Source organism: Streptomyces sp. NPDC085866, from assembly GCF_044541035.1.
Taxonomy (GTDB): Bacteria; Actinomycetota; Actinomycetes; order Streptomycetales; family Streptomycetaceae; genus Streptomyces.
This window is the reverse complement of sequence record NZ_JBITSQ010000003.1, coordinates 484,576-496,500: the sequence shown is the minus strand read 5'-3', so window position 1 is coordinate 496,500 and position 11,925 is coordinate 484,576. Positions and strand designations below refer to the sequence as shown.

At 70.9% G+C, this 11,925-nt stretch carries 9 protein-coding genes; 6 read left to right on the top strand and 3 right to left on the bottom strand.

Going from position 1 to position 11,925, the window contains the following annotated elements:
- Positions 1–15: 15 nt before the first annotated feature.
- Complete coding sequence (locus tag ACIF83_RS09040; RefSeq protein WP_399724798.1) at positions 16–2,217, top strand: 3-hydroxyacyl-CoA dehydrogenase NAD-binding domain-containing protein; 2,202 nt, start codon at positions 16–18, stop codon at positions 2,215–2,217.
- Here ACIF83_RS09040 and ACIF83_RS09035 read toward each other — a convergent pair.
- Complete coding sequence (locus ACIF83_RS09035; protein WP_398137731.1) at positions 2,203–2,931, bottom strand: MerR family transcriptional regulator; 729 nt, start codon at positions 2,929–2,931, stop codon at positions 2,203–2,205. The two genes, ACIF83_RS09040 and ACIF83_RS09035, sit on opposite strands and share 15 nt — an antisense overlap.
- 233 nt (positions 2,932–3,164) lie before the next feature.
- Here ACIF83_RS09035 and ACIF83_RS09030 point away from each other — a divergent pair, with 233 nt between their 5' ends.
- The 3 genes from ACIF83_RS09030 to ACIF83_RS09020 are packed head-to-tail and all read left to right on the top strand — an operon-like array spanning position 3,165 to position 6,094.
- Positions 3,165–4,631 (top strand): amino acid permease, encoded by a 1,467-nt coding sequence (locus ACIF83_RS09030; RefSeq protein WP_393470198.1) that lies wholly within the window; start codon positions 3,165–3,167, stop codon positions 4,629–4,631.
- A gap of 60 nt (positions 4,632–4,691) precedes the next feature.
- Entirely contained in the window at positions 4,692–5,180 is a 489-nt protein-coding gene (locus tag ACIF83_RS09025; RefSeq protein ID WP_393470201.1) for a macro domain-containing protein, read from the top strand.
- A complete protein-coding gene (locus ACIF83_RS09020) occupies positions 5,177–6,094 on the top strand; it encodes an adenosine kinase (RefSeq protein WP_393470204.1) in 918 nt (305 codons plus the stop codon). The genes ACIF83_RS09025 and ACIF83_RS09020 overlap by 4 nt, the downstream gene beginning before the upstream one ends.
- A gap of 12 nt (positions 6,095–6,106) precedes the next feature.
- Here ACIF83_RS09020 and ACIF83_RS09015 read toward each other — a convergent pair whose 3' ends face one another.
- The gene (locus ACIF83_RS09015; RefSeq protein WP_399724792.1) at positions 6,107–7,600 is read right to left on the bottom strand and encodes a M1 family metallopeptidase; all 1,494 of its coding nucleotides are present in this window, start codon (positions 7,598–7,600) and stop codon (positions 6,107–6,109) included.
- 172 nt (positions 7,601–7,772) lie between these two features.
- On the opposite strand from ACIF83_RS09015, the gene ACIF83_RS09010 reads away from it, so the two are divergent.
- Positions 7,773–9,734 carry a Xaa-Pro dipeptidyl-peptidase gene (locus ACIF83_RS09010; RefSeq protein WP_399724789.1) on the top strand — a complete coding sequence of 654 codons (1,962 nt, stop codon included), beginning with the start codon at positions 7,773–7,775 and terminating at the stop codon, positions 9,732–9,734.
- Between the two features lie 98 nt (positions 9,735–9,832).
- Here ACIF83_RS09010 and ACIF83_RS09005 read toward each other — a convergent pair whose 3' ends face one another.
- Positions 9,833–10,741, bottom strand: a complete 909-nt coding sequence (locus ACIF83_RS09005) for an FAD-dependent oxidoreductase (protein ID WP_399725216.1) — start codon at positions 10,739–10,741, stop codon at positions 9,833–9,835.
- A gap of 90 nt (positions 10,742–10,831) precedes the next feature.
- Between ACIF83_RS09005 and ACIF83_RS09000 the strand changes: the two genes are divergently transcribed.
- Positions 10,832–11,860 (top strand): oxidoreductase, encoded by a 1,029-nt coding sequence (locus tag ACIF83_RS09000; RefSeq protein WP_399724786.1) that lies wholly within the window; start codon positions 10,832–10,834, stop codon positions 11,858–11,860.
- Positions 11,861–11,925: the final 65 nt, after the last annotated feature.

Below are 11,925 nucleotides of genomic sequence, written 5' to 3'. Positions count from 1 at the left end.
ACGGAGACGACTGTCATGACCGAGAGCACCACCATCCGCTGGGAGCAGGACGACACCGGTGTCGTCACCCTCGTCCTCAACGACCCCAACCAGTCCGCGAACACCATGAACCAGGCGTTCCGCGACTCCCTCGCCGCCATCACCGACCGCCTGGAGGCCGAGCAGGACTCCATCCGCGGCATCATCTTCACCTCGGCGAAGAAGACCTTCTTCGCGGGCGGCGACCTGCGCGACCTGATCCGGGTCACGCCGGAGACCGCGCAGGACCTGTTCGACGGCGGCCTCGCCATCAAGCGCAACCTGCGCCGCATCGAGACCCTCGGCAAGCCGGTCGTCGCGGCGATCAACGGCGCCGCCCTGGGCGGCGGTTTCGAACTGGCCCTCGCCTGCCACCACCGGGTCGCCCTCGACACCTCCGGCACCAAGATCGGCTGCCCCGAGGTCACCCTCGGCCTGCTTCCCGGAGGCGGCGGAGTCGTCCGCACCGTACGGCTGCTGGGCATCGCGGACGCCCTCCTGAAGGTGCTCCTCCAGGGCCAGCAGTACAACGCCGGGCGCGCCCAGGAGAACGGTCTCGTCCACGAGGTCGCCGCCACGCCGGAGGAACTGCTCGCCAAGGCCCGCGCCTTCATCGACGCCAACCCCGAGTCGCAGCAGCCCTGGGACAAGCCGGGCTACAAGATCCCCGGCGGCACGCCGGCCAACCCCAAGTTCGCCGCCAACCTGCCCGCCTTCCCGGCCACCCTGCGCAAGCAGACCAACGGCGCCCCCTACCCGGCCCCGCGCAACATCCTCGCCGCGGCCGTCGAGGGCTCCCAGGTCGACTTCGAGACCGCCCAGGTCATCGAGGCCCGCTACTTCGTGGAGCTGGCCGCCGGGCAGACCTCGAAGAACATGATCCAGGCGTTCTTCTTCGACCTCCAGGCCGTCAACTCCGGCGCCAACCGCCCCAAGGGCATCGAGCCCCGCCCGGTCCGCAAGGTCGCCGTCCTCGGCGCCGGCATGATGGGCGCCGGCATCGCGTACTCGTGCGCCCGTGCGGGCATCGAGGTCGTGCTGAAGGACGTCTCCCTCGAAGCGGCCGTCAAGGGCAAGGGCTACTCCGAGAAGCTGTGCGCCAAGGCCGTCGCCAGGGGGCGTACCAGCCAGGAGAAGGCCGACGCGCTGCTCGCCCGCATCACCCCGACCGCCGAGGCGGCGGACCTCGCGGGCTGCGACGCCGTCATCGAAGCCGTCTTCGAGGACACGGCTCTCAAGCACAAGGTGTTCCAGGAGATCGAGTCGGTCGTCGCCCCCGACGCGCTGCTGTGCTCCAACACCTCCACCCTGCCCATCACCGCCCTCGCCGAGGGCGTGGAGCGGCAAGGCGACTTCATCGGACTGCACTTCTTCTCGCCCGTCGACAAGATGCCCCTGGTCGAGATCATCAAGGGGGAGCGCACCGGCGACGAGGCTCTCGCGCGCGCGTTCGACCTGGTCCGGCAGATCAACAAGACGCCGATCGTCGTCAACGACTCGCGCGGCTTCTTCACCTCCCGGGTGATCGGCCACTTCATCAACGAGGGCGTCGCCATGGTCGGCGAGGGCGTCGAGCCCGCCTCCGTCGAGCAGGCCGCCGCCCAGGCCGGCTACCCGGCCAAGGTGCTCTCTCTCATGGACGAGCTGACCCTCACCCTGCCGCGCAAGATCCGCAACGAGTCGAAGAAGGCCGTCGAGGAGGCGGGCGGCACCTGGTCCGCGCACCCGGCGGAGGCGGTCATCGACCGCATGGTCGACGAGTTCGGCCGCCCCGGCCGCAGCGGCGGCGGCGGCTTCTACGACTACGCGGAGGACGGCAGGCGGGCCGGGCTGTGGCCGGGGCTGCGCGAGCACTTCACCAAGCCCGGGTACGAGATCCCGTTCCGCGACATGCAGGAGCGGATGCTCTTCTCCGAGGCGCTCGACACCGTACGGCTCCTCGAAGAGGGCGTCCTGACCTCGGTCGCCGACGCCAACATCGGCTCCATCTTCGGCATCGGCTTCCCGGGCTGGACAGGCGGTGTGCTCCAGTACATCAACGGCTACGACGGCGGCGCCGGGGCAGGTGTCGGCCTGCCCGGATTCGTGGCCCGCGCGCGTGAACTCGCCGAGCGCTACGGCGAGCGCTTCACCCCGCCCGCGCTGCTCGTGGAGAAGGCGGAGAAGGGGGAGCGGTTCAGCGACTCAGCCGGCTCGTGATCCGCTGAGCCACTCGCTCAGCTCTTCCCGCAGCGACCGCTGGAACGTCGTCAGCAGCGCCTGCACCACCAGCGGGTGCATGTGCGCCGACAGAGACTTCACGTCCCGGGCGTCACGCTCCGCCACCTCGCCACGGAAGAGCTGAGCCAGTTCGTGGGCCGCGGCGCGCGAGTGCTCGATGAGCACCTTGCGCGCCGCGAGGATCGCGTCCTGCGACAGCGGTACGTCCAGGAGCTGGACCCCGAGCCGGAGCAGCCCGGAGTCGACCCGGAAGGTCTCCTCGTCGTCCCCGTCCCCGTCCCCGTCCTCGGGCGCGACGACGCTCATCGCCGCCAGCCGCTCGATGTCCTCGGGGGCGAGCGGCCGTCCCGCGCGCCGCTCCAGTTCCCGCCGCGACACCGTCTCCACCAGGTCCGGCGCCCACGACGTGACCACCGCGCGGTGGATGGCCAGATCGTGCGGGGTGAGGTCGGGCGGCAGCTGCCCCAGGTACCGCTCGATCGCAGCGAGCGTCATGCCCTGCCGCTGCAACTCCTCGATGAGGGCCAGCCGTGCCACGTGCCCGGGCCCGTAGTGACCGACCCGGCGCGGACCGATCACCGGCGGCGGGAGCAGCCCCTTGCTGCTGTAGAAGCGCACGGTGCGGACCGTGACACCCGCCCGGGCGGCCAGCTCGTCGATGGTGAGGGTCGGCTCCTCGGCCTCGCTTGTCATGTGCAGCAGTATCGCTGTCTCACCAGCACTGTGACACCCCGAATGAACACGGTGTGTACTCCGTATGGATCATGTGAGAAGTGACGCTCTGTGACATGGGCCACCGCATACCCGTGATCTTTCTGGGAAGGTGCTGCCTTGGTCTGTACCGCGACTCACCAGGGTGGTGCGGGCCGAACTGTACGGACACCCGGGCCCACGAGGTCCGGGCGCACCAGGAAGTAGAACCACCCGTGAGCAACGAAGCCGTGGAATCGGCCCAGGCGGCCGCCCGTCCCCAGGCGGCCCAGACGCCCGCGGACGCGGGCGACGCCGGCTACAGCAAGGACCTCAAGGCCCGCCACGTCAACATGATCGCCATCGGCGGCGCCATCGGCACCGGACTCCTCCTGGGCGCCGGCGGCCGCCTGCACAACGCGGGCCCTGCGCTCGCCCTGGCCTACCTGGTCTGCGGCGTCTTCGCCTTCTTCGTCGTCCGGGCCCTGGGCGAGCTGGTCCTGTACCGCCCGTCCTCCGGCTCCTTCGTGTCGTACGCGCGCGAGTTCCTCGGCGAGAAGGGCGCCTACGTCGCCGGCTGGATGTACTTCCTCAACTGGTCGACCACCGGCATCGCCGACATCACCGCGATCGCGCTCTACACGCACTACTGGAGCATGTTCACGAGCATTCCCCAGTGGGTGCTCGCCCTGATCGCCCTCGCGGTGGTCCTCGCCGTGAACCTGATCTCGGTGAAGATCTTCGGCGAGATGGAGTTCTGGTTCGCGATCGTCAAGGTCGCCACCATCGTCGGCTTCATGCTGATCGGCATCTTCCTGCTCGCCACCCAGCACAAGGTCGGCGGCCACACCCCCGGCCTGAGCATGATCACCGACCACGGCGGGATCTTCCCGCACGGTGTGATGCCCGTCGTCCTGGTCATGCAGGGCGTGATCTTCGCGTACGCCGCGCTGGAGCTGGTCGGCGTCGCCGCCGGTGAGACCGCCGAGCCGGAGAAGGTCGTCCCGCGCGCGGTGAACTCGATCATGTGGCGTGTGGGCCTGTTCTACGTCGGCTCGGTCGTGCTGCTCGCCCTGCTGCTGCCGGGCTCCGTGTACTCCGCCGACCAGAGCCCGTTCGTCACGGTCCTGTCGAAGATCGGCGTCCCGGCGGCCGGCGACGTGATGAACCTGGTCGTCCTGACAGCCGCCATGTCCTCGCTGAACTCCGGTCTGTACTCCACCGGCCGCATCCTGCGCTCGATGGCCATGGCGGGCTCCGCGCCCAGGTTCACCGCCCGGATGAACCGCAGCCAGGTCCCCTACGGCGGCATCCTGCTGACCTGCGCGGTCTGCGTGCTCGGTGTCGGCCTGAACTACCTGATGCCCAGCCAGGCCTTCGAGATCGTGCTGAACATCGCCTCCCTCGGCATCATCAGCACCTGGGTGATCATCATGCTCTGCCACATGATCTTCGTCCGCCGTGCCCGCGCGGGCCTGGCCACCCGGCCGCACTTCCGCCTGAAGGGCAGCCCGGTGACGGAGATCGCCACGATCACCTTCCTGCTGGTCTGCCTCGGCATGATGTGGAACGACCCGGAGGTCGGCCGCAAGACCCTGCTGCTCATCCCGGTGATCGCCGTGCTGCTGGTCGCCGGCTGGTTCGGCGTGCGCCGCCGGGTGTCCAAGAACACCGACCAGGAGCTGGCGCAGCTGACGAAGTAGCGGTTGCCGGCGAAGCAGCAACTCACCGCCACTGTCAGTGGCAGCGCCTACGGTGGCGTCATGTCGGAGATCACGTATGTCCGGGGTGACGCCACCGTTCCGTCGGTCAAGGGCGTCAAGGTGATCGCCCATGTCTGCAACGACATCGGGGGCTGGGGGAAGGGCTTCGTCCTCGCGCTCTCGCGGCGCTGGCCGGAGCCCGAGGCGGCCTACCGGGCGTGGCACCGCGACCGCGCCAAGAACGACTTCGGCCTGGGCGCGGTCCAGCTCGTCAAGGTCGACCCGCACGTGTGGGTGGCCAACATGGTCGGCCAGCGCGGCATCGGCACGGGCAGCAAGGGCGTCCCCGTCCGTTACGAGGCGATCGACACCGCCCTCGGCCGCCTCGCCGACGAAGTGATCGAACTCGGCGCGTCCGTGCACATGCCCCGCATAGGCTGCGGCCTGGCGGGCGGCAAGTGGTCCCGCATAGAACCGCTCGTCACCGAGCGGTTGGTGAGCCGCGGTGTCGCGGTGACGGTCTACGACCACGGGGAGGGCGGGGCATGACCGCACAGACAGGTGCCCACGACGTTCTGGTGCTGGGCGGAGCCGGCGTCGACACGATCGTGTATGTCCCGGAGCTGCCGCTCCCGTACGCCGACAGCTACATGATCGACTCCGGGATCCGGACCCGTGCCGGGCAGACCGGCGACTTCGTCGCCGTGGGCCTGGCCGCGCTGGGGCTGCGCACGCACCACCTCGACCTGCTCGGCGACGATCCGGAGGGCGCCCTCGTCCGGGCCCTGCACCAGGAGCGGGGCATCGGGCTCACCGCGCTCCCGCAACCCGCCGGGACCAAGCGCGCGGTGAACCTCGTCGGCCCGGACGGGCGCCGGCTGTCCCTGTACGACACCAGCCGCGCCCACCCCGACGACCGCTTCCCCGAGGAGACCCTGCGCAAGCTGGCCGCGGCCGGCCGGCACGTCCACGTGACCATCACCCAGCCCTGCGCCCACGCCCTGCCGGTGCTGGCCGAGGCGGGCGTACCTCTCTCCACCGACCTGCACGACTGGGACGGCGAGAACCCGTACCACGAGCCGTTCGCGCTCGCGGCGGACGTCGTCTTCCTCTCCGCGGCCGCACTGACCGATCCCGAGCGGACCATGCGGCGCATCGCCGAGCGTGGCCGGGCCGAAACCGTCGTCGCCACCGCGGGCGCCGAGGGTGCCTATCTGCTGGCCGACGGCGAGCTGACCCGGATACCGGTGGCGGAGCCGCCCGCGCCGGTGGTCGACTCCAACGGCGCGGGCGACGCCTTCGCCGCCGCGTTCCTCTACGGCCGCCTCGCCGGCGAGCCGCCCCGGCGGTGCGCCCGGTACGGGGCGGTCGCCGGGGCGTACGCCTGCACGGTCCCGGCCACCCGCGCGGAGGCGATAGGCCGGGACGAACTGCTCAAGCAGGCGGCCGAGCCGAGACCCTGAGCCGCCCGGGCATCAGTGCCCGTGCACGTCGTTCGTCGCCTCGATCTTCTTCCACGACTTCGGCCGGGCGACCGCCGTACCCGCCTTGGTGAGGGACGCCGTGCGTGCCGAGGGCGCGGCCGGCTTCGACGGCTGGAACAGCCAGGTGTCGAACAGGGCGGTCAGCGGCTTGCCGGACACCTGCTCGGCGTACCTCTGGAAGTCGGCCACGGACGCGTTGCCGTAGGCGTGCTCCTTCGGCCAGCCCTTCAGGACGGCGAAGAAGGCGTCGTCACCGATCTCGTTGCGCAGTGCCTGGATGGCGAGCGCACCCCGGTCGTACACGGCGATGTCGAACTGGTCGTCCGGGCCCGGGTCGCCGGGCTTGACCGTCCAGAACGCGTCGTCGGCCGGGTGGGAGGCATACACGTAGTCGGCGAGTTCCTGGGTGGTGCCCTCGCCCTCGTGCTCGGACCACAGCCACTGCGCGTAGCGCGCGAAGCCCTCGTTGATCCAGATGTCCTTCCAGCCCTTCAGCGACACGTCGTCGCCGTACCACTGGTGGGCCAGCTCGTGCACGACCACCGAGGTGTTGGAGCCGTTCGCGAACTGCTTGGGGCTGTAGTAGACACGGGTCTGCGTCTCCAGCGCGTAGCCGGTGGTGGTGTTCGGCACGTACCCGCCGGCCGTGCTGAACGGATACGGCCCGAAGTAGCCGCTCAGCCAGTCCATCAGCTCCCCGGTGCGCTCCACGCTGGCCCGCGCGGCACCGCCGTTGTCGCCGAGGTCCTTGCTGTAGGCGTTGATGACGGGCACCCCGCCGTCGGAGGTGCTGGTGGTGATGTCGAACCCGCCGAGGGCGAGCGTGGCCAGATAGGTCGCCTGCGGCTTGTTCTGCCGCCAGTTGTAGCGGGTCCAGCCCAGCTTCGAACTGGTGGACTGAAGTGTGCCGTTGGAGATGGCCTGGGTGCCGTCCGGGACGGCCACCGACACGTCGTAGGTCGCCTTGTCGCTCGGGTGGTCGTTGCTCGGGAACCACCACCAGGCGGCCTCGGGCTCGTCCGCGGCCACGGCGCCGTCCGGCGTGCGGTGCCAGGCGGTGAAACCGTAGGCGCTCTTCGCCGACGGCACTCCGCTGTAGCGGACGACGACGGTCACCGCCGCACCCTTGGCCAGAGGTGTCTTCGGGGTGACGACCAGTTCGTGCTGGCCGGACGTCGTGAAGGACGCCTTGGCGCCGTTGACCCGCACCTCGCTCACGTCCAGCAGGAAGTCCAGGTCGAAGCTGGACAGGTCCTGCGTCGTCTTCGCCAGGATGGTCGCCGTGCCCTGCAACTCGTCCGTCCTCGGCTGGTACTGCAGCCTCAGGTCGTAGTGCGAGACGTCGTAGCCGCCGTTGCCGTAGTCGGGGTAGTAGGGGTCGCCGATGCCCGGCGCGCCGGGGGAGTGGCTCGCGGCCGATGCCGGGATCGCCAGCAGGAGGGAGGCCGCCGCGAGTGCTCCCGGCGCGATGATTCTGCGGTGCACGTCAGCTCCAAGTCGTCGGGACAGGAAGTCTGTTCGGAGCCTATTCAGTATCTGTGGCCCCTGACCTGTCCACAGCCCCCGCTGTCACACGATCGCCATTCGGCCGACACAGCCGCGCGAGGCGTCGGAAAGCCCTCTTCTGTACGGGAGTTGTCCGGAGTACCGTCCGCGCATGCCGATTCGTTCGACCATGCGCACGCGCTTCACGATCTGGAGACCGCTCGCGATTGCGGCCGTCACAGCCCTGCTGGCCGCATTCCTCGCCCCCGCCGCCGCGCAGGCGGCGTCCCGCGAGAGCCGTCCCGTCTACTCGTACGCACACGCCATCCGCGAGGCTGTCTGGGTGGACACCGGCCTCGACGAGGACGGTGACGGGAAGAAGGACCGCGTCGCCGCCGACATCGTCCGACCCGCCGAACCCGCCCGCCAGGGCCGCAAGGTGCCGGTCATCATGGACGCCAGCCCCTATTACTCCTGCTGCGGACGTGGCAACGAGAGCCAGAAGAAGACGTACGACGCGCACGGCCACGTCGTCCAGATGCCGCTGTTCTACGACAACTACTTCGTGCCCCGCGGCTACGCCTTCGTCGGTGTGGACCTCGCCGGCACCAACCGCTCCGACGGCTGCGTCGACGTCGGCGGCCGTTCCGACATCCGGTCCGCCAAGGCCGTCATCGACTGGCTCAACGGCCGCGCCAAGGCGTACACGACCCGCACCGGTACCCGAACCGTCAGGGCGAGCTGGACCAACGGCCGGACCGGCATGATCGGCAAGAGCTGGGACGGCACCATCGCCAACGGCGTCGCGGCCACCGGCGTCAAGGGCCTGAGGACGATCGTCCCGATCAGTGGGATCTCCTCCTGGTACGACTACTACTTCGCCCAGGGCGCCCCGCTGTACGACGGCGGCCCCGACGAGCTGGCCGGCTACGTCGAGAGCGACAGCGCGACGGCCCACTGCGCGGCCGTGCAGAAGAAGCTCGCCGACGGCAGCCCGCGCACCGGGGACTGGACCCCGCTGTGGACCGAGCGGAACTACGTCAAGGACGCGGGCAAGGTCAGGGCCAGCGTGTTCCTCGTGCACGGCATGCAGGACCTCAACGTGCGCACCAAGCACTTCGGCCAGTGGTGGAACGCCCTGGCCGAGCACGGTGTCGAGCGCAAGATCTGGCTCTCCCAGACCGGGCACGTCGACCCCTTCGACTACCGGCGCGGGGCCTGGGTCGACACCCTGCACCGCTGGTTCGACCACGAGCTCCTCGGCTACGACAACGGCATCGACCGCGAGCCGATGGCCGACATCGAGCGTCACCCCGACCAGTGGGTCACCTCCAAGGTCTGGCCGCCGCACGGCACCCGGACCACCACGCTCCACCCGGCCCGCGGCACCCAGCCCGGCGTCGGCACCCTCGGCCTCGGCCCGGCCACCGGCGCCGAGACGTTCACCGACGACCCGAAGCTGAGCGAGACCGACTGGGCCGCCCACCTCACCACGTCCACACCCGAGAAGGCCGGTTTCATCACGGCGCCGCTCACCCGCGACCTGCGCCTGTCCGGCTCCTCCAAGGTGACCGTGACCGCCACCCCGACCACCTCCTCGGCCCACCTCTCCGCCGTCCTGGTGGACCTCGGCCCGGACACCATCCGCGACTACGCCGACAGCGCCGAGGGCATCACCACCCTCACCGACCGCACCTGCTGGGGCCAGAGCACGGCCGGGGACAGCGCCTGCTTCAAGACGACCGAGGCGAAGACGGCCAAGGTCGATTCCACGGTGTTCAGCCGCGGCTGGGCCGACCTCGGCCACTACGCCACCATCGACCAGGGCGTCCCTCTGACCCCGGGCAAGGCGTACACGATCACCCTGTCCCTGGCGGCGACCGACCACGTCGTCCCCAAGGGGCACCGCCTGGCACTGATCGTCGCAGGCACCGACAAGGACCTCATCGACCCTCCGTCCACCAAGCCGACCCTCACCCTGGATCTGTCCCGTACGACGGCCCGCGTCCCGCTGGTCGGCGGCACGGCGGCGTTCGAACGGGCCACTTCCGGCAGTGTGACCGCCGCACCCGCGGCGCGCACCCTGGACGGCGTCCGTGCCCCGCGCGTCACCCGGCACGTCCCGGCGAGCTGATCACCCAGGCAGTACTCGGTCCCCTTCGGGGGAATCAGCCGGTGCTGGGCGGCCGACCGTTCGCGCGGTCGCCCGCTCGGCACCGGTACCCCCCGGGCTCAGGCTCCGGTCAGCCCGGCCGCCTCCCGGGCACACCCCCAGGCCACCGTGATCCCGGCCCCGCCGTGCCCGTAGTTGTGCACCAGTACCCGCCCGTCCGGCAGCGCCTGCCGTTCCAGCCGTACGGCGTCCCGGGCGGGCCGGAGCCCCACCCGGTGCGCCAGCACCCGTGCCCCGGCGATCTCCGGCCGGACGGCCGCGCACCGCGCGACGATCGCCGCGGCGGTCGCCGGGTCCGGCTCCGGCGACCAGGCGTCCTCCTCCGCCGTACCGCCCAGAAGCAGCCCGCCGGGCTGCGGGAAGAAGTAGGTCGAGGTGTCGGAGGAGTGGTCGACGGAGGTGAACCAGGTCGTGATCCCCGGGTTCTCCACCACGACCAGCTGCCCGCGCACCGGACGCACCGCCGGATCCGGCACCAGCGATCGCGCCCCGAGTCCCGTGCAGTTGACCACCACCCCGGCGGGCACGGAGGCCAGATCGGTCACCTCCCGCTCCTCCACCTGGCCGCCCGCCCCGGCGAACCGCTCCCGCAGCCACGCCAGATGGACCGGCATGTCGATCAACGGCAGCCGCGCAGCCAGCCCGTCGGCCACCGCCTGCAGCCCAGGCACCCGGCCCGCCCAGGCACCCAGCTCGTCCAGCCGGGTCCCCCGGTGTACGCCCTCGACCAGGCGTACGCCCGTCTCCTCCGGCCGGTCGGCCAGCTCCTCGTACACGCCGAGGGAGTCCAGCGCCCACGCGCCGACGAGCGGCTCGGGCTCGATCCGGTACGGCCACCACAGCGCGCCGGCGACCGCCGAGGTCGTGCGCTCGGCGGGTTCCCGGGCCCACACCCGTACCCGGCGGCCGGACTCGGCCAGCACCACGGCCGTCGTCAGCCCGGCGACCCCGCTGCCGACCACGATCACTTCGTCACTCGACTCGCGCTTCACGCCAGGACGCTAACGGAATATGTCATGCCGCGCTCACATCCGTCCCGGTGTGGGGATACTCACAGCATGTCTGCCGCATACGCGACCTTCGGCCTGGCACCGGCGATGCGCGCCGGCGGTGTCCTCGCCGACGGCGGCTACCAGGTCCACCGCGACTTCGTGGACTTCATCGTGGACGGGCGTCCGCTCCTGTTCCAGCTCTCCGACCTGGATGCCGTCTCCCCGCTCGCCTCCGACATCCCGCCCGCCATCTTCACCGCGCAGGTGCGCAGCCTGCTGCTGGAGACCGAACCACCGCTCCCGGGCGGCCGGTTCGTGATCTACGGCTGTCCCGAGTGCGCGGACCTGGCCTGTGGTGCCGTCACCGCCGTGATCGAGCGGGACGGCGACGACTTCATCTGGCGGGACTTCGCCTGGCAGACGGAGGAGCACGCCGACCTGGACCTCAACGGCTACCACGGCATAGGGCCGTTCCGCTTCGCCGGACCCGAGTACCGGGCCGCCCTCGCCGCCCTGATCGAGGACGCCGACGGCCCGCCCGCGCCCCGCCGCCGGGTGCTCCTGATCGGCGCCCGCGTCGCGGTCCTCGCCAAGCTCGCCGCCGCATTGCGCACCATCGGCATAGGCGCGGACATCACCCAGGACGCCCGTGCCGTCCCCGCCGAGGAGCTTCGCGGCTACGGCGCGGTCGCCTTCGGCCGCGCGGTCGGCGAGGCGGACCGGGCCGCCGTCCGGGAGGCGTTCGAGCTTGCCGGGGTCGAGGTCGCCTACGTCAGCGGCCTGGCCCCGATCATTCCCCTGCTCGTCGCACAGATCGAACACGCCCTGGACCGCAGCCCGCTCCCACAGCGGCGGCTGACCGGCCTGGTCGCCGCCGACGGCGAGGCGACCGTCGACGTCACCTCGCCCTGCCGGGTCCGGGTCACGGCCTACCGCCTGGACCGCCTCTACCGCACCCACGCCCAGGAGGTCTTCGACGGCGTTCTGGAGCCCGGCCGCCACCGCATTCCGCTGGACCCGAAGGCTGTGAAGGGGGAGGCGTTCGTGGTGGCCAGAACGTCCGGGAGCGTGCTGGTGGAGCCGATGGGGAAGTGAGGGCCGGGCAGTCCCCGGGAAACCCCGCCGATGGCCCGGTGCCCGGGACACTAGGATCGGCCTCC

What these genes read in the sequence shown, in the direction of transcription:
- ACIF83_RS09020 (WP_393470204.1), top strand. Translation starts at nt 5,177, where the DNA reads ATGACCGCACAGACAGGTGCCCACGACGTTCTGGTGCTGGGCGGAGCC.
- ACIF83_RS09040 (WP_399724798.1), top strand. Translation starts at nt 16, where the DNA reads ATGACCGAGAGCACCACCATCCGCTGGGAGCAGGACGACACCGGTGTC.
- ACIF83_RS09035 (WP_398137731.1), bottom strand. Translation starts at nt 2,931, where the DNA reads ATGACAAGCGAGGCCGAGGAGCCGACCCTCACCATCGACGAGCTGGCC.
- ACIF83_RS09000 (WP_399724786.1), top strand. Translation starts at nt 10,832, where the DNA reads ATGTCTGCCGCATACGCGACCTTCGGCCTGGCACCGGCGATGCGCGCC.
- ACIF83_RS09010 (WP_399724789.1), top strand. Translation starts at nt 7,773, where the DNA reads ATGCCGATTCGTTCGACCATGCGCACGCGCTTCACGATCTGGAGACCG.
- ACIF83_RS09025 (WP_393470201.1), top strand. Translation starts at nt 4,692, where the DNA reads ATGTCGGAGATCACGTATGTCCGGGGTGACGCCACCGTTCCGTCGGTC.